Origin of the sequence: Streptomyces sp. NPDC097617 (assembly GCF_044761485.1) — a bacterium.
In the GTDB taxonomy this organism is placed as follows: Bacteria; Actinomycetota; Actinomycetes; order Streptomycetales; family Streptomycetaceae; genus Streptomyces.
Genome location: NZ_JBIWCL010000029.1, coordinates 1 through 17,241, shown reverse-complemented (window position 1 = coordinate 17,241; position 17,241 = coordinate 1). Strand labels below are relative to the sequence as shown.

The 17,241-nt window shown below is 69.6% G+C and carries 17 protein-coding genes; 10 read left to right on the top strand and 7 right to left on the bottom strand.

The genetic code is table 11. The features are described from left to right. Window positions 1-77 precede the first annotated feature (77 nt). Window positions 78-1,454 carry a pentapeptide repeat-containing protein gene (locus ACIQZO_RS33650; protein ID WP_403633725.1) on the bottom strand — a complete coding sequence of 459 codons (1,377 nt, stop codon included), beginning with the start codon at window positions 1,452-1,454 and terminating at the stop codon, window positions 78-80. Between the two features lie 941 nt (window positions 1,455-2,395). Here ACIQZO_RS33650 and ACIQZO_RS33645 point away from each other — a divergent pair. The 8 genes from ACIQZO_RS33645 (at window position 2,396) to ACIQZO_RS33610 (ending at window position 9,084) form a co-directional block, all read left to right on the top strand. Next, window positions 2,396-3,409: a beta-ketoacyl-ACP synthase III gene (locus tag ACIQZO_RS33645; protein ID WP_403633722.1), complete on the top strand. Its 1,014-nt coding sequence runs from the start codon at window positions 2,396-2,398 to the stop codon at window positions 3,407-3,409. Window positions 3,410-3,498: 89 nt separating this feature from the next. Then, window positions 3,499-3,783 (top strand): acyl carrier protein, encoded by a 285-nt coding sequence (locus ACIQZO_RS33640; RefSeq protein WP_403633719.1) that lies wholly within the window; start codon window positions 3,499-3,501, stop codon window positions 3,781-3,783. A 28-nt stretch (window positions 3,784-3,811) separates the two neighbouring features. After that, window positions 3,812-4,732 carry an alpha/beta fold hydrolase gene (locus ACIQZO_RS33635; protein ID WP_403633717.1) on the top strand — a complete coding sequence of 307 codons (921 nt, stop codon included), beginning with the start codon at window positions 3,812-3,814 and terminating at the stop codon, window positions 4,730-4,732. A gap of 59 nt (window positions 4,733-4,791) precedes the next feature. Further along, window positions 4,792-5,799 (top strand): 3-oxoacyl-ACP synthase III family protein, encoded by a 1,008-nt coding sequence (locus ACIQZO_RS33630; protein WP_403633715.1) that lies wholly within the window; start codon window positions 4,792-4,794, stop codon window positions 5,797-5,799. Between the two features lie 26 nt (window positions 5,800-5,825). Then, entirely contained in the window at window positions 5,826-6,077 is a 252-nt protein-coding gene (locus ACIQZO_RS33625) for an acyl carrier protein (RefSeq protein WP_403633712.1), read from the top strand. Beyond that, window positions 6,074-7,015: an alpha/beta fold hydrolase gene (locus ACIQZO_RS33620; protein ID WP_403633710.1), complete on the top strand. Its 942-nt coding sequence runs from the start codon at window positions 6,074-6,076 to the stop codon at window positions 7,013-7,015. The genes ACIQZO_RS33625 and ACIQZO_RS33620 overlap by 4 nt, the downstream gene beginning before the upstream one ends. Window positions 7,016-7,029: 14 nt before the next feature. Continuing rightward, a complete protein-coding gene (locus tag ACIQZO_RS33615) occupies window positions 7,030-8,286 on the top strand; it encodes a glycosyltransferase (RefSeq protein WP_403633707.1) in 1,257 nt (418 codons plus the stop codon). 477 nt (window positions 8,287-8,763) lie between these two features. Continuing rightward, window positions 8,764-9,084: a hypothetical protein gene (locus ACIQZO_RS33610; protein WP_403633704.1), complete on the top strand. Its 321-nt coding sequence runs from the start codon at window positions 8,764-8,766 to the stop codon at window positions 9,082-9,084. Here ACIQZO_RS33610 and ACIQZO_RS33605 read toward each other — a convergent pair. The 3 genes from ACIQZO_RS33605 to ACIQZO_RS33595 all read right to left on the bottom strand — a co-directional run bounded on the left by ACIQZO_RS33605 (window position 9,052) and on the right by ACIQZO_RS33595 (window position 12,477). Next, the gene (locus ACIQZO_RS33605) at window positions 9,052-10,410 is read right to left on the bottom strand and encodes a DUF4157 domain-containing protein (RefSeq protein ID WP_403633701.1); all 1,359 of its coding nucleotides are present in this window, start codon (window positions 10,408-10,410) and stop codon (window positions 9,052-9,054) included. The two genes, ACIQZO_RS33610 and ACIQZO_RS33605, sit on opposite strands and share 33 nt — an antisense overlap. Window positions 10,411-10,623: 213 nt before the next feature. Beyond that, window positions 10,624-10,794 (bottom strand): hypothetical protein, encoded by a 171-nt coding sequence (locus ACIQZO_RS33600; protein WP_403633698.1) that lies wholly within the window; start codon window positions 10,792-10,794, stop codon window positions 10,624-10,626. Window positions 10,795-11,565: 771 nt separating this feature from the next. Then, window positions 11,566-12,477: an NAD(P)-dependent oxidoreductase gene (locus tag ACIQZO_RS33595; protein WP_403633943.1), complete on the bottom strand. Its 912-nt coding sequence runs from the start codon at window positions 12,475-12,477 to the stop codon at window positions 11,566-11,568. Window positions 12,478-12,560: 83 nt separating this feature from the next. Here ACIQZO_RS33595 and ACIQZO_RS33590 point away from each other — a divergent pair, with 83 nt between their 5' ends. Further along, entirely contained in the window at window positions 12,561-12,935 is a 375-nt protein-coding gene (locus ACIQZO_RS33590) for a winged helix-turn-helix transcriptional regulator (protein WP_403633696.1), read from the top strand. Between the two features lie 517 nt (window positions 12,936-13,452). Here the strand turns inward: ACIQZO_RS33590 and ACIQZO_RS33585 are convergent. Further along, window positions 13,453-14,391 carry an alpha/beta fold hydrolase gene (locus ACIQZO_RS33585; protein WP_403633693.1) on the bottom strand — a complete coding sequence of 313 codons (939 nt, stop codon included), beginning with the start codon at window positions 14,389-14,391 and terminating at the stop codon, window positions 13,453-13,455. Between the two features lie 127 nt (window positions 14,392-14,518). Here ACIQZO_RS33585 and ACIQZO_RS33580 point away from each other — a divergent pair, with 127 nt between their 5' ends. Then, window positions 14,519-15,154, top strand: a complete 636-nt coding sequence (locus ACIQZO_RS33580; RefSeq protein WP_403633690.1) for a TetR/AcrR family transcriptional regulator — start codon at window positions 14,519-14,521, stop codon at window positions 15,152-15,154. Window positions 15,155-15,940: 786 nt separating this feature from the next. Here ACIQZO_RS33580 and istB read toward each other — a convergent pair. Together istB and ACIQZO_RS33570 are read right to left on the bottom strand one after the other, a co-directional pair. Further along, on the bottom strand, window positions 15,941-16,789 hold the full coding sequence (istB, locus tag ACIQZO_RS33575) for an IS21-like element helper ATPase IstB (RefSeq protein WP_403633686.1): 849 nt from the start codon (window positions 16,787-16,789) through the stop codon (window positions 15,941-15,943). Beyond that, window positions 16,789-17,241, bottom strand: a 453-nt coding sequence (locus ACIQZO_RS33570; protein ID WP_403633684.1) for a Mu transposase domain-containing protein, incomplete at its 5' end; no start/stop codon positions are given. The genes ACIQZO_RS33570 and istB, both read right to left, overlap by 1 nt.

The following is a 17,241-nucleotide window of genomic DNA, read 5'->3' as shown; positions in this document are numbered from 1 at the left end:
GCGTTCGCGATCGCACCCCGCAGTTGACCGTTGTTCCCCGTCCTACCTGGCATGGCTGTGGCACAGCCAGCATCTGATCAGGCCTCCGTCGGATGCCAATCAGGGGGCAGGATAAGGCCGGCGGGGAGAGGCCCCCTGTGTTCTGGAATCAGGTCTGTTGGTGGGACACCGCTTGCCATCGACAGATCGACCGTGCCTCCAGAGAACCTCGCCCCGGAGAAATCGACCGTGCCACCGGCGAACACCCCGCCGAAGTTGACCGTGCCACCAGTGAACCCCGCGCCGTGGAAATTGACCCTACCGGCGGAGAACTTCGCTCCGAGGAAGGTGACCGTGCTGGCAGAGACCTCCAGATCGGAGAAGTTGACCTGCGTGCCGGAGAACCTGGCCTTAGAGAAGTTGACCGTGCCGCCGGCGAACTTCGCGCCGTGGAAGTCGACCTCGCCAGCAATGAACCCTGCGCCGGAGAAGTTGACCCTACCGGCGGAGATCTCCACGCCGCGGAAGCTGACGGTGCCGCCAGAGACTTCTGAGTCGCGGAAGTCGACGATGCCGCCGGAGATCTTCGTATTGCGGAAGGTGACCTTGCCGCCGAGAACCTTCACGTCGCAGAAGTCGACCCGAGTGCCGGAGAAAACGGCGCCATAGAAGTTGACCAAGCCGCTGGAGATCTTCGTATTGCGGAAGACGACCTTGCCGCCGGAGAACCTGGCCTTGGCGAAGTTGACCGTGCTGCCGGAAAACTCCGCCCCGAAGAAGTTGACCGTGCCGCCGGAGAACACCGCGCCGGAGAAGTCTCCCCCGTCGAAGGTAACGGTAGTGAAGTCAAACTGGTGGCCCTGCCACGAGCGCGGATGTTCGGGAGCGAGGCGGAGGTGGTTCCGGATGAGGCGAATCACGGTGTGCCGGACTTCCCGGAGGGCCAGGTAGCGGTGCCGGGCTTGTGCGTCACCCTCCGGCAGGTCGGCTATGGCGGTGTAGGGCAGATGGAGGTAAGCGCACAGCACGTCGATGCAGGTCTGGCGCAAGTCACGGGTGGGGGCGTCGTCGGCAAGGCCAGCCAGGGCGTGCACGGCGCCGAGCCGCACGGCTTCGGACTCATTGCCGAGCTGATCGACAACACTGGTGAAGCGTTCGCTGTGCAGGCGAGTCTTCTCCCGTCCGACCGCGTCCTCACCGACTTTCTGACGCCGGTAAGCCACCACCAGGGCGACGAGGGCGCCAGCGCCCGCGACCACGCCGAAGGACAGCTTCGCCAGGTCGAACAGGGTTTGAGGGCCGATACGCTGCTCGGAGGCCAGTCCCTGGACGCCGAGCAGTTTCCACCCGATGAAGAACACCGCGGTGGCCGCGACAGTGGCGGCAGCGAAGGCCAGCACAAGGACCCGGCGGATCGGCCACAGGTGCAGGCCGCGTTGCGGTTCCGGCCGCGGCCGGGGCAGAAGTCCTCTCACCCCTCCACCACAACATCACAGGTCACCTACGACGGCGGCAACGCGCCGCCGCACACTGCAGGACGCTGCTGTCGGCCCACACGCATGTGGAGCGGACGCGGTCATCCCGGAGCCGGAGGCCCCCGCCGGAGGGATGTTGGTGACGGATGGAACCGGCGGCCCGTAGGGGACTGCCTCCTGTTGTGGCGCGAGTCACCGTGGGTTCAAATCCCACACCCACCGCAGGTGAACTGCCCCTGACCAGTATCTTGATCAGGGGGCGACCGCTTTGTCGGGCACCGTGACTGCCCCAGGTCCCCTCGGGTTCCCGTGGGATGGGGCACGGCGTTTGACCAGCAAATGAGGTTGAGCTTCGGCGCGCTGGACCCGGATGAGGGATACCGGGTGGACGCTGAACTGGTACTGCAGACGCCGTTCCTGTTTCGAGACGCTGCTGGCGAATAACACGAACTGGACCCCGGGACAGGGGTGAGCCCCGCTCCTGTGCTGGCGTTGTTCGGGCAGTCCGTCACTGTCGTTTGCGTGCGGGTCAGATGACGCTGATGGCGCCCCAGCCTCCTCGGTGCTCGATCCAGGATGCTCGCGGGAGCCGCAGCCGGGATCGCGGAGGTGTTCGCTGCGTGGCCACCACGAGGACCCCGGCGACAGCGACTGCAGCGGTCAGCAAGGTCCATACCCGAGCCTGATTCATTGTGTTCCTTTCCGTCGACGCTTCTGGGGGTCGCGGCGGGTGCGCGCCTGACCAGCGTGCCCGGTGAGGGAGCCGCTGCGCGGGCACGACCCACCCGTTGGCGACGCCTCGTGATGGATTCACGAATTCGACGGCGGTAACTCGTCCGTGTGGAGCAGTGCCGACACGCGAGGAGTCCGGCGACATGCCCCGACAGAAGCGGAACAGTTACATCCGCATGTTGTCGTAAGCGCCGTTCAGGGGAGTTCGAGTGTCGTTGGTCTCGGCTGCGGTGATCACCGGTGTGGGCTCGTATCTTCCGAGCCGGTTGGTGCGCAACACCGACGAGCCGCTCTCGTTGCTGGATACCGATGATGAGTGGATCCGTTCACGGACCGGGATCCGGACGCGTCACTGGGTCGAGCCGGGCGAGAGCACGGGTGATCTGGCAGTGCAGGCAGGGCGTCGGGCGTTGCGCAGCGCCGAGATCACGAGCGTGGATCTGGTCGTTCTGTCGACGACGACCCCGGATCATCACTCCCCTGGGACGGCGCCGTGGGTCGCCGCCCAGTTGGGGCTGGGCAACGTGGCGGCGTTCGATGTCTCGGCGGCGTGTTCGGGGTTCACTTACGCGCTGGCGGCCGGGGACGCGTGGATCAAGGCCGGTATGGCCGAGCGGGTGCTGGTGATCGGCGCGGAGGCGCTTTCGACGATCACCGACCCGAGCGACCGGGGAACCGCTGTCGTTTTCGCGGACGGGGCCGGGGCCGTGGTGCTGCAGCGGGGTTGCGCGGAGGAGCCGGGTGCCCTGCTGGCGGTGCGTCTTGGCAGCGACGGTACGCAGAAGGATCTGGCGATCGTGGCTGCGGGCGGTTCGCGCTGGCCTGAGGAGCGACAGCAGGCGGCGCGCGGTGAGCGGTGTCTGCGGATGCAGGGTCCGCAGATGTTTTCGCACGCGGTGCGGCGGATGACGGAGGTATCCCGGCTGGTTCTGGAGTCGGTGGGCTGGCAGCCCGACGTGGTGGAGGCGTTCATCGGCCACCAGGCCAATCAGCGGATCCTGGACAAGGTCGCCGATCTGGTCGGTGTCCCGGGGCCGGCCCGGCTGGGCAACGTGCGCGATGTCGGCAACACCTCCTCGGCCTCGATCCCTCTGGTGCTGGACGAGGTCGTACGCGAGAAGTCCGTGGGGGCCGGAGCCCGGACTCTCCTGACCGCCTTCGGGGCCGGCGCGGTGTGGGGCTCAGTTGCTATGACCTGGCCCGACATCCGGCCCCCGTCCTGACTCTGGATCTGTTCGCACTTTTTCATGACGGCCACCGGAGATTCCCGATGGCTGCGCCCCCGCCCCAGCTGGTGAGAGGAAGTACCGCCATGGACGCTCAGGATCAGGACACCCTGGCCTACATCACGTCGTTCTTGCAGGAGACGTTCGGGCTGCCGGTGGAAAGGCTGACGGCCGAGGCCACGTTCGCGAGCCTACGGCTCGACTCGATCGCGCAGGTGGAGCTGTTCGTGACGCTCTCGGACCGCTACGCCATCCATCTGGACGATTCACTGGCCTCCGAGCAGCTCACGTTGGGTGCCACCGCCGAGCTCGTCGACAGCGAACGGGCCCGGGCCGGCGAGTCCGTGTCCGCGGCCCCCGCCCAGAGCTGAACTTGCCGACCGGAGCGGGAGATCTGTGATGAGCGACGCGATCACGCGCACCCTGACCTACGACGGCCTGTCCTTCTCCTACCAGATGCTGCGCAGTGCCAGCCCTGTCATCGAGCCGGTCCTGGCGATCGGTGGGGTGCTGCAGGGCATGCACGGCTGGTCGATCATGCAGCAGCACGTCCTGCCCCACGCCGACCTGATCTCCATGGATCTGCCGGGCTCCGGGGCCGCGACCCCGCTGAACCCGCGGCAGAAGATGGAGACCATGTGCCGCGCCGTGGACGTCATCCTCGATGACCTCGGGATCGAGCGTGTCAACTTTCTCGGGTACTCCTTCGGGTCCGCCGTGGCCTACCGGTGCGCCCAGGACCGCCCCGAGCGGATCGCCCGGCTTGCCCTGGGGGGTGTCCCGGTGCAGATCAGCGACAAGCTCATCACCCTGTGGAAACGGGGCTCGGACCGGATGCGGGCGGGTGACCCCGAGGGCATGGTGGACATCCTCATGGAGATGTTCCTGTGCCCACGCGGCCGGGCCGAGGTCCGCAACCGTGACATCGTGCGGCGTCTCGTGCGCCGGATGACGTTGCGGGCGCTGACCACTTCCCCGCACGGGTTCCAGACGATGGAGCGGTCGGTCCTGGAAAACCTTGATCCTGTCGGTGGCCTGTCCGGGGTTCCCACGCTCGTCTTCTGTGGTGAGCACGACAGCATCAGCTCGATGGCCGAGCAGCGCGGCTTCGCGGCCGGCCTGGAGGACTGCCGGTTCGCCGCGATCGCCGAGGCCGACCACTGGGTGTTCCTGGAACGCCGGGACGAGGCCAGCGATCTCGTCATGCGCTACTTCACCGACCGGCCCCTGACCTCACTGCCCTACCTCGTGGGCGAGAGCGCGGCCCGTCCTACGGGCGCCGGTCCTGCGGCCCTGCCCCGTCCCGTGTCCGTCGGATAGGTGGCGGATGTCCCTCGGCCGCGCCATCGGGCGCCGGCACACGTCCTACAGGAGAGCATGTGACGCAGACGGTTCTTTGCGGTCTCGGGAGCTGGCTGCCGCCGACCGTGGTGGACAACTCCGAGGTCATGACGGCCGAGACGGCCGACTTCGTGCACCGGCGCATCGGCATCGCCCGCCGGCACCGGGTGAGCCCCGGCACCGCCACCGTCGATCTCGCCTACGAGGCCGGCTCGCGGGCGCTCGCCTCCTCCGGGTCGCCGCATGCCGATGCCCTCATCGTGGCGACCACCACTCCCGACCGGATCTGCCCCGCCACCGCCCCCGAGGTCGCCAGCCGTCTCGGCCTGACCGGCATCCCTGCGTTCGACATCAATGCCGGCTGTTCCGGGTTCCTGTACGGCTGCAAGCTGGCCCGTGGACTGATCAGCAGCGACCCGTCCAGCAGGGTGCTGGTGATCGGCGCGGAGTGCGCCTCGGCGATGATCAACCCTGAGGACCTCAACACCGCTCCCCTGTTCGGAGATGGTGCCGGCGCCGCGGTCCTGCGGGGCGCCGGCGAAGGCGAGGCGGCGACGTTCGGCGCATCGGTGTGGGGCAGCGACGGCACGCTGGCCGACATCATCGCCATCCCCGCCGGCGGTTCCCGCCGGCGCACCCCCACCGCATCCGAGGACGAGCTGTATCTCCACATGCGCGGCGGTGACGTCCTGCGCAACGCCGTGCGCCGCATGAGCGACGCCGCCCTGAAAGTCGTCTCGTCCACCGGGTGGACGCTGGAGGAGGTCGACGTGCTCCTGGCCCACCAGGCGAACGCGGCCATCACCCGGGCCGTGGCGGCCCGTCTGGGATTCCCGGTGCACAAGATGCCGTCCAACATCGAAACCGTCGGCAATACGGCAGCCGCGTCAGTTCCTCTGCTGCTCGCCCATGCCGCTGCCGAGGGCACCCTCAAGCCCGGCCAGCGGGCAGTGATCGTGTCGTTCGGCAGCGGAGTGACCTGGGCCGCCTCCACGGCGACCTGGCCGGCGAACCTCACTGCCGTGATCCACCCCGAACGCCCCTAGCCCGCCACATGCCTGGAGCTGTGCTCATGTCCGACATGCTCGCCACCGTCATCACCACCCTCACGCAGCAGGCAGCGCTGCCGCCCGGGCCCGTGCAGTCGCAGGCCACCCTGACCGCCGCCGGAGTGGACTCCATGGCCATCGCGGTCCTCGCGATGATCCTGGAGGAGGACCACGGCCTGGTCATCCCCGAATCCGACCTCAGCAGCCTGTCCGGCGACTCCACCGTCGCCGACCTCGCCGCTTTCATCGAACGGCATCAGACGGCCACGGCGTGAGCACCCTCGCCGGCTTCACCACCGCGGACCTCAACGTCCCCTGGCGCGGCGCTCACTTCCCCTGCCGGCTCGTCACCCCGCACGCTCCCTACCGAGCCGCCCCCCTGCTCATCCTCGGCGGCGGCTTTCAGGACCGGTACTCCTGGGGCCGTCTCGAACGACGCCTCGGCCACCTCCACCCGATGATCATCCCCGACCTGCCCCCCGCCCACCCACCCGTCGGCCCGCACCTGACCTGGGCGGACCTGACGGAGGCCGCGATCGCAGCGGCAGATCACGCCCGCTTCGACGTCTTTGCCGCACTCGGAGGATCATCCGGCTACCCCATCGCCTACCGCCTCGCCCAGCAGCACCCCGGCCGGATCACCCACGTCCTGCTCTTCGGCGCGTCCCCCCGGCCCTCGCCGGCCCTCACGGCCCTCATCACCAGGTCGATGCGCCGACCGGGCTCCCACACGCGCACCGGGCTCCCCGATGCTGCCGTCGGCCCGCAGCCTCGCGTGACCGGTCCGCGGCAGCGGGCCGGCCACCACGAGGACGCCGCGAACAGCCTGGTGGACATCCTGACCAACGCCCGTGCCGGCCGCGACATCCTGCCCATCCGGGCGGCGGCCCGGCTGCTGCGCAATCAGCTGGCCGCCGCCGCCGAAGACCCGCTCGCACGGTACGTCGCCGACCGCGGACGCCTGCTCCTGGATGCGCCCCTGCCCGACGGGCGGATCACCGGCATCCCCTGCCTCGTCGGCGTAGGCGAACACGACACCGTCACCACCATCGACGACAACCGTGCCGTCGCCGCCACCATCGACAACGCGGTCTTCACCATCGTCGCCGACGCCGACCACCTGCTGTATCTGGAGCAGGACGCCGAGTTCGCCGGCATCGTCACCCGATTCCTCACCCCCACCCCCTGCCCCCGGACGGCCGCCGCACAGTGAAAGACGAGCGCCGCATGCCCGCCACACCGCCCCGGCTCGACGGCCTGCGCGTCCTCCTCGCGACCTGGGGCACCACCGGCGACATCGCCCCCTACACCGGCATCGCGGTCGCACTGCGCGACGCCGGCTGCCACGTCACCGTCGTCACCTCGAAGCGGTACGCGGCCCGCTTCACCGTCCACGGCCTGACCGTCCGCGCCATGCCGCTGGACCGCCAGGAGGCTCTCGCCACCCAGCCCAAGTCGAGAAGTGCCAAGCGGCTCAACGGCCAGGACATCACCACCATCGCAGCAACGACGATGCTGAACGCCGCGGCCGACGGGACCGACATCCTGCTCACCCACCCCCTGCTCCACCCCCAGGGCGCCCTGATCGCCGAAGGCCTGAACCTGCCCTGCCTCGGCGTCTACACCGTCGCGCACGCCATGATGCTGCCCCGCCTCATCACGGACGCACCCCGACCCCAGCACCGCCTCACCGACCTGCTCGTCAAGCTCGCCCTCAGCCCGGCCTACGCGCCCGCCCTCGCACTGCTGCGCACCGCCCTCGCCCTGCCACCACGCAGGTGCAACGACGTGGTTCGCGTCCTACGCCACCAGCCGGTCGCCTACGGAATCAACGCCGCCCTGCTGCCCCACCGGTACCCCCTGCCCCCCGGCCACCACACGACAGGACACTGGACACCGGCCCGCACACCCGGCTGGAAGCCCGAAAGCCGCCTCACGGACTTCCTCGACAGCGGCCCGGCCCCCGTCTACTTCGGCTTCGGCAGCATGCACCGCATCGACCGCGACACACTGATCAGGACCATCACCACCAGCACACGCAAGCTCCGAATCCGGGCCGTCGTCCAAGCAGGATGGGCCGACCTCACCGCCGACACCGACGACGTCATCACCATCGGCGAATGCCCACACGACTGGCTGTTCCCCCAGACGCGCGCCGCCGTCCACCACGCCGGCCCCGGCACCGTCCACGCCTCCCTCGACGCGGCCACCCCCACCCTCCCCGTCCCCGTCGCCCTGGACCAGCCCTACTGGGCACACCGCCTCACCCGACTCGGCCTGACACCCGCCGCCATCCCCATCCACCGCCTCACCACCGCCAACCTCACCCACACACTGCGCCAACTCCTCGAAGAAGACACCTACCGGCGCACCAGCCAAGCCCTCGCCACCACCATCCGCCGGCAGCCCGGAACCACCAACCTGATCGCGCACCTGCACACCCAGGCCCAGCTCCACCTTCCTGCCGCCCCCAGACATCCCTGATGGAGCACGGCAGGCCGGAACCGGGCGTCCCAGGGGCTGGGATCCGATGACCCTGCTGCGACGGCCCCCGGCGTGACGGTGGGGGGATCGAAGGGACCTGCAACATTCATCGGCTCCCCTCGCGCCGTACCGGCTGGCTCACACATACACACCAGCCGCCGGCACCAGGGGACCAGGCACCGTGCCAGCAGCGAAGTTCGCCCGTTGCCGCCGATCCGGCCCTACGGCGTCGACGGGTAGCGCCGGCCAGACGGGCCGGGCCGGGCTGGACCCTTTCGAGCGCCGAGGCCCCAGTCCGCTGCAGGCTCTATCCGCGACCGAAGCTGGCGCAGCTGTCCGTCAACGGGCTCATCAGACGGGCCCACAACTCGGGGTGCCTGTAAGAACCATGTCACCAGCCGCAAATGGCGGTGGCATGGTTCTTATGTGCGACATCCCGTGAGTTCTGTGATCGGGGTGAAGGTGAGGAAGCTCGGGTTGGCGCTGGCAGCAGCCGTACGCGACCTGCGCGAGTTCCGCGATCCGGTCTCGGCGGAGGAACTGGAGCAGTTCGAGACCGCCGTGCTCGCCGGGTTCGTTCTCGCGCGGGCTTCGGCGGGGCTGGCGGACGGCACCATCCGCGGGGACGTCGGACACCTGGAGCAGATGCGGTCCTGGTTCGGCCGGCCGCTGTGGGACATGGAGCCGGCCGACGCCGACGGTTGCCCGAGGTTCGGCGGGCGTGGTTGCGCGGGCTTCACGGGCGGGTTCGGGCGGTCTCCTGGCCTAGGCGACGTTCGGGTTGGCCGGCTGTTCTGAGCCCGCCGTCACCCGGCGGCCCTTGCCGCGCTTGACGAGGACCACTGTCTTCATGGTGACCGCCGGGTAGTTCGGGGTGTAGTACGCGCCCGTCCAGTAGTCGTGGAAGGAGGCCACCGTGCCGATCGTGTACGTCATCGGGTTCGCGGACGTCTGGCCGCTTCCGGCGAAGGCCTCCATCGTCACCGTGTCCTGGCCGTCCATGCCCACCACCGCTGCGGCGTGGTACTGCGACATGATCTGCTCCCCGGGGTTCATGGCGAGCATCAGGTAGGACTGTCCCACCACCGGGCTGGCGTCGCGGTCCGTCGTCCCCTGGAAGTCGCCTGCGCGGTCGCGGTTCTGCTCGTCCGACATGCCGAAGGCCTTGAGCCCGGCGCTCGTACGGACGTTGCTGTTCGCGCCGTCGGCCAGCTCTCCGACGGCGTTGTGCATGATCTCCTCCGCCGTGTGGAGGCAGTCGTCCAGGATGTTCCGCGCCAGCTCGTGCTCCTGGTACAGCTCCGTGCCGCCGAAGAGGGCCTGCTGCGCCGTGCTCGTCGGGCGCAGGGCCGGGGAGTAGGACCCCGCGGGCCCGTTGACGCGGATCCATATCGACGTGGCGTCGTCGCTCGGGACGGCGAAGACGCCGTTCGCCGAGACCGTCATGTGCTGCTGGTTCGGGCCGGCCTGTGCCGCCCAGCGCTGGACCGACTCCTGGGCCGCCCCCTGGTCGGCCCGGCCCGCCTCCTGTGCGTGCTGCTCGGTCCTCGGCGCCGCCCCGCTCATGGCGCGGCGCGCGTTGCTCTCCGCCTCCCGCTCGAAGCGGTCGGAGGGGTCGGAGACCCGCAGGCCCGCTCCGTTGTCCGTACCGGCCACGGGGCCCTGGCGCTGCTGGATCACGTGGGTGAGTTCGTGGGCGAGCGTGAGCTTGTCGGCGCCGCCCTCCCCGATCACCACGTGGTCCCCACTGGTGTACGCCCGAGCGCCCACCTCGGCCGCCGACGCCTTCGCCGCGCTGTCGTCGTGGATGCGGACGTCGGAGAAGTCGGCGCCCAGCCGGCTCTCCATGTCCGCGCGCGTGCTGCCGTCCAGCGGCCTGCCGCCGGCCCGCACCACGTCGTGGACGGCCGAGCGCTGGACCGGCGCCTCCTCCGCCTCGTGGCCGCACCCCGCACCGTGCCGGTGCGGCTGCTGCTTCAGACGCTGGACGACCACCGCGTTCCCCACCGTCGCCTGCAGCCCGAGGAGCCCGGAGGCCTGTGCGGGTGGTGCGGTGACCGGCCTGCGGACCGTCGACCGGGCGTCCTCGGTAGCGTTCGACCTGACCTTCGCGTGGTCCTGCACTGGCGCTTCCTTCGTCGGAGAATCGGAGCCGTACGTGATGCCTGTGTCCTGCGTACGTCTCGCGTACGTCCTTGTCCTGGATACACGGGGCGACCCCGCGGACGCCAGGTACCCGAGGGCAGACTCGACCGGCCGTGAGGGCAGTCTCAGCTCCTCCAGAAGAACTCGACCTCCGTCAGCGCCACATGACGGCCCGGGGTGAGCCCCGCCGCCTCACGGATCACCAGCCGCACCGACACCACGTCGCTGTACCCCGTCTGGATCGTCTGCGGGCCCGGCTTGTCGGCGAGGGTGAGCCCCTTCGTCCGTACGGTGCCGTTCGCCGGCCGTCACCACCAGGTCGAGTTCGCGGGTGTCCTTCTTGAACTGCTTGTCGGTGGTCACGGTTGCTCCCGAGTCCCGGGGACGGCGGCGATCCCACGCATCCCCGCCGCGGGCACGTGGCCACGGACAGACAGATACCAGTGCATGAGGCGGTGCCCCTTGTCCTCGGAGCCGCTCGCAGCGTGGGCGCGATACGGCTCGGAGTCGGGCCGACGCAAGGCGGCCGACTCCAAACGACTACGTGGAGAAGATGCGCTCCGGGGAGTGGGATTGGCGACGCCCTGGCACAGCGTTGAAGGTCGGGGAAGTAGACGGTCAGCTGGTGTCGCACGACAATCGAAGGCATGACGCGGCGCGCGAAGCAGGTAGGCCTGCGACGGACCCCGGCCCCAAACGGGCGATGTCGCCCTGCTCCGCCTCGGCGAGCCCCGCGAGCCGGTACGGCGCCTGGTGCGGTCCGGGCAACGTGCCCTCGCCCTCGCGGCGCTCGGCCGCCTCAGGGAACCGGCGGTGCGCACCGTCCTCGCCGAAGCCCCTGCCGCACGTCCCGGCGACGCCATCGCGCACCTGCTCGAGGACCCGTTCGCGTCCGTCCGCTTCCTCGTCCGCCTGGCGGCCCTCCGGACAGGGCTACCCGAGCGCCGGCCAGCCCTCGACGCCTCGCTGCTCGCCGACGCGAGGGAAGCCGCGCGTCACCTCGCGGACACCGGCGAGCGTCGGGGACGGATCTGCCGTGCGCGTGCACGATCCTGTCGGCGGCGTTCGGCCGGCCCTGGACCCGGGCCGCCGGCGCCGCCCGCCGGACGGGTCGGTCAGCAGTTCTGCGTGCGGTCAGCGGGGCTTTCGGATGCTGTCGATGATGCGCGTCCAGTTGTCGTTGCCGTGTCCGTTCTCGATCGCGCGCCGGTAGTGGGCCTGAACGGCCAGGGGGAGCGCGAGGTCGAGGCCGAGTGACGTGCTGGATTCCACGATGTGGTCGGACGTCGCGCCCATCATGGTGACCGTACTGAGGTCGCCGGGATGCTCACCGGCATCCAGCGCGGCGCCGGGCACCCTTTCACCGGCCCTGAGAATGGCGCCGATCGAGTCGGTGAAGGAGAGCAACTCCGGCAGCGCCTCCGTGGCCTTCATTCCCGCGGTGCCGAGCATGGCGGTGGCGTGCATCAACGCGGACAACGTGGTGAGGAACACCGCGAGCTGGGCTTGGTACATCATCTGGGCGAGGCCCGGATCCTCGCCCAGATGCTTCGGTGTGCCGAGCAGTGCCAACGTCGCCCGACGGCTCTCCATCACCTCGGTGGGGCCGCTGTAGTAGACGAAGCCCGCCTCTGTACCCACCATCGGCGCCGGGACCATCACCCCACCGGTGAGGAAGGCGGCCCCATGGCCCGCCGCCCACGCTGCCGCCTCGCGCGTGCGGTCGGGAGTGTCTGAGCTCAGGTTGACCAGTGTCCGACCGGCGAGCGATGCGGTGGCGCTGTCGAGGATGTCGTACATCGCCTGGTAGTCGGTGAGGCTGAGGAGTACGAGTTCACTCGCCTCGACCGCCTCGCCTGGTGTCGCCGCGAGCACGGCTCCGTCGGCGACGACGCCGTCGGCCCGGCGGGCGGTGCGGTTCCAGACGGTGACCGGGTGGCCGGCGGAGAGGAAGGTACGGGTCATGGCCTGGCCCATGGGGCCGAGCCCAATCACGGTGACAGCGCTGTTCTGCCTGGTGGTGTGGTGCTGCTGTTGTTCGTTCACCCCTCCATGCTCGGAGAGCGCCACTACTCTCGGAAGTACCCACTATTTTCTTCGGTACTTACCTTTCAGTAAGGGGATCAGCGGTGGCCAAGGCACCGAGACGCGGGCCTTACATCTGCGGCATCGACGCCGCGCTCGACGTGGTGAGCGGCAAGTGGAAGGGGCTGATCCTTTGGGAACTCGACGCCCATCCCGTACGCCGCTTCGCCGCGCTCCGACGCGGTCTGCCCGGAGTGAGCGAGAAAATGCTGACTCAACACCTGCGTGAGATGGAAGAAGACGGCCTGGTGCGCCGGAAGGTCTACGCCGAGGTGCCGCCACGGGTGGAGTACTCCCTGACCGAGCACGGGCACACGCTCAACCAAGCGCTCGGGCCACTTGGCGCCTGGGGGGCCGAGCGGGTGCGTCGCGAAGGCTCAGAGGTGGTCGAGGTGGCCGAGGCCGCCCCGCACGGCTAGGTACTCCGGCCGCCAACCGCTCGCCTGGCCGCGGTGGGGGCCGGGGTCCCCGAAGAGCACGTACTGGAGCCCTCCGTCCGCATGCTCGGCACCGTGCCTCTCGCACTCGTGTCGGATGTGAGGCTCCAGTGCCTCAGCGGCTCCGGCAGCGACCCCAGGGCCGCTGAGCCGACCCCTCGCAGTGAGTGATGACCCGAGCTCAACCCAGCGCCTGCCGAAAGGACTTGTGGTGCGCCAGGGGTGCGTGGGTAGCGGAGAGATCTAGACAGCAAAAAGCCCCAGGTCGTTGACCTGGGGCTTTGCTGTGGAGCGGATGACGGGAATCGAACCCGCGCTATAAGCTTGGGAATCACCCGGCACTTGGGCCAATGCATGGCGCCTGACCTGCATGAACAGCCGCTGATGACCCCGTACTGGCTGCTGCTGCGGCACGCTTGTTGACCGGTGTTTACCGCCCCTGCTGGCACGTTGTGGCACGGAGTGGGCGCCGCCCGCGCAGTTGCTCCCTGCAACAGCCCTATGCGTCGACCGCAGCGGGGTCGAGGGAGTCGATGTCCTCCATGAAGGAGAGCATCCGGGCGTTGACCACGTCGGGGTGGTCGATCTGAGGGCCGTGCCCCGTCGCGGAGATGATCTCGGCGCGGGCGCCCGGCACCAGCCTCGGTATGCGCTCCAGCTGCCGCTTGGGGTGTACGAGCAGGCTGTGCTTGCCCATGATCACGTAGAGCGGGGTCCGGATGGACCGCAGTGCGTCCTGGGCCAGCGGCAGGGGCGCGGGTCGGCGGATGCGGTACGCGCGGGCGCCGAGCTGGATCCACTTGCGCATCTCGGGGATGGCGAGGACCGGTTGGTCCAGCCACTTGGCGAGCCGGGGGCGCAGCGCCTTGGGGGCGAGGGTGGCGAAGAGGCTCACGAAGACCCAGGCGAAGAAGCGCAGGCCGACCTTCTCCAGGCCGCCGGGGTCGAGGGCGGTGACGGAGGCGAGCCGTCCGGGGCGCCGGTGCGCCTGGTTGAGCACGAGCCAGCCGCCGTAGGAGGAGCCGACGAGGTGGACTCGGTCCAGGCCGAGGGCGTCGAGGGCCTCGGCCATCCACTGCGCGGCGCGCTCGGGCTGCCACATGGGCTCACGGTGGACGCTGCGGTTGGCATCGCCAGGGGTGTCGAGGGCGTAGACGGGGCGGTCGAGGCTGAGTCCGGGGGTGTTGGGGTACCACATCGCCGAGCTGTAGCCGGCGCCGTGGATCAGGACGATCGGCGTACGGGATGCGGCGGCGGGGTCCGAGGGGCCGTACCGGTAGACGTGCGTGGTGCCGAAGGTGGTCTCCACGTCCGTCTCGGAGCGGACGGGCGCCCCCGTCGCGTAGAGCACGTCGGCGGCGGCGAAGTAGCGGTCGCGCAGGGTGTCGTTGACGTAGCGGCCGACATCGCGGCGTACGCGGGCAGTGTTCTCGGGCACGGCGGCACCTCCGGTGAAGATCCGTTCTTCGTGGTACGAATGTATCACGACCGTGGTACGGCGGTATCATGAAGAGGTTCGGGCAGCGGACCGCAAACCCATCACCGACGGGCGGAGACACCAGAACATGCCGAAGCGTGTGGATCACGAGGAGCGGCGCACCCAGATCGCCGAAGCGCTCATCCAGGTCGCGGGGCGGCGCGGACTGCACGCGGTCGGCATGCGGGACGTGGCCGCGGAGGCCGGCGTGTCCCTGCGCCTCGTGCAGTACTACTTCGAGACCAAAGAGAAGCTGCTCTTCTACGGCCTCCGCCACCTGACCGACCGCTTCACCGCGCGGGTGGGCGCCCGCCTGGCCGCCGCCGGCCCGGATCCGGGCCCGCGCGCCACGGTGGAGGCGCTGCTGCTGGCCTCACTGCCGACCGACGCGGAGAGCCGTACGTTCCACTTGCTGTACAGCTCCTACGCGATCCTGTCGGTGACCGACGAGGCGCTGGCCGCCCAGCCCTTCATGGACAACCCCGACGCCGCGGAGAGCGCCCTGGCCGGACTGCTCGAACAGGCGCAGGCGTCAGGCCTGGCCGACCCGGGCGCCGACGCGCGCACCGAGGCGATCAGCCTGCTCGCGATGGCGGCGACCATGGGCACCAGCATCCTTGTGGGCCAGCGGAGTCCGGAGTCGGCCATCGCGGTGCTCCGTCACCACTTGGACCGGATCTTCACGACTGCCGAGAAGTCCGAGACGGGAGCGGGATCAGCCTGACGTGGGGCGAACCGCTTGCGCGCGGGGCCGAGTTCGGTGTCGATCTTGGCGAGTCCGACGGGCGTGAAGTGGGATGGGGTGTCAAATCGGGGGAGGAGCGGTAGCGCCGCATCGGACAACAAACAAGCCCCAGGTCTGTGACCTGGGGCTTTGCCGTGGAGCGGATGACGGGAATCGAACCCGCGCTATAAGCTTGGGAATTTGCTGCGCGGAGCGCGTCCAAACCGCGGCTGACCTGCGTAAACAGGGCCTGGCGGACCCCTCTCGAAGGCCCTCCGGAGTCCGGTTGTGACCGCTGTTGACCGCCCTTAAGGGCACGGTTGGGGCACGCCCTCCCTGGTGCTGCCCCGGAGGGGGCAGAGCTATCCGGCCCGCCCACTGGCAGCTCTTGATGGTAGGCCGCTGGCGCGCGGAATTGCTTCCGCAAGCAGTCAGCTGGAGGGGGCTGCCTCCGCACTAGCTGGTCAGCGGGCCGAAGGCTGGGCCGTCCAGGAGCGGGCCAGGGACTCGTCCCATGCAGACTCGGCGTCGTAGTCGAAGGACGCCGACAGCTGTCCTGCGCGTACATCCACACTCCGCTCACAGGCCATCTCCTCGTCCTCGGCGACCGGGCATGGTGGCTCGGTGCAACACCGGTTCGCGTCTGCCCGACCGCATGCCCCGGTGCCTGCTGCGCAACCGAGTCCGCAGAGGATTCCGGGCGTGCGCGCCAGGGTGTCGGCGACGGCTGAATTTGGGACCAGTTCGGACGGTTGAATCCTGAGCCACCGAACGGTCTCGGTGGTGTCAGTCGTTGTCGTTTGCGGTGGGGACGCGGCCGAGTTCGCGTCCTCGCATGCGGTAGGACTCGCCTTTGAGGGAGTGGACCTCGGCGTGGTGGACGAGCCGGTCGATCATGGCGGCGGCGACGGTCTCGTCTCCGAAAGTCTCTCCCCAGCGCCCGAAGGGCTTGTTCGAGGTGACGATCACGCTGGCCCTCTCGTAGCGGTTCGAGATCAGCTGGAAGAACAGGTTCGCGGCCTCGGCCTCGAAGGGGATGTAGCCCACCTCGTCGATCACGATCAGCGGATAGCGGCCGAGCTTGACCAGCTCGTCCTGAAGCCGGCCGGCATGGTGGGCGGCGGCGAGGCGGTCGACCCACTGGGCGGCGGTGGCGAACGCGACCCGGTGTCCGGCCTGGCAGGCGCGGACCGCCAGGCCGGTGGCCAGGTGCGTCTTGCCAGTCCCGGGCGGACCGAGGAAGACGGCGTTTTCCTTGGCCGCGATGAAGTCCAATGTTCCCAGATGGGCGAGTTGCTGGCGCGTCAGGCCGCGCAGATGGGCGACGTCGAGTTCCTCGATGGTTTTGATCGCGGGGAAGCGTGCGGCTCGGATGCGGCCCTCGCCGCCGTGGCTGTCGCGTGCGGAGACCTCGCGTTGCAGGCAGGCGACGAGGTACTCGGTGTGGGTCCAGGCTTCGGCCTGGGCCCGTTCGGCCAGGCGTTCGGCGGCGTCCAGCAGGGCGGGGGCCTTCATGGCCCGGGCGAGGAAGGCCAGGTCGGCGGCGGTCTGCCGGCCCGTGCGGGCGCCGTGGCCGTCAGGCTTGCCCGCGTCGGCCGTGGGGTGCGTTTTCGCGGGCGCGATGGTGCGGGCCATCAGGTGTCCTCCTTTCCGGCGCCGCCCTCGATGAGGGTGAACATGCGGTCGTAGGTGCCCAGTTCGCGCTGCTCGACCTCGATGCCCAGGCTGTCCGGGGCCAGCATCGCGGCGCGGGCGGTGGCCGCGCGGGCGGCCTGCTGGTGGATCACCTCGCCGCGCAGGACCGCGGCCGCGGTGGCGTGCTCGGGATCGGTGAGGGACTGGTGTCTGGCCCAGCAGCGGGCATGGCGGGCCACGATGTCATCACCGCAGGTGACGGTGACCTCCTCGGTGTCGCTGCGGACCATCACCGTCCTGCCGATCGCGCGCGGGTGGACGGAGTAGTCGTTGGTGTCGACGCGGATGTAGTGGTCCCGGCCGAGCCTGGTGGAGAAGCGCCACCAGTGCGGTGGGGTGACCGGCGGGACGGCGAGCATCGCGGCGCGGTCGGCCTCCCAGCGGTCCACCGG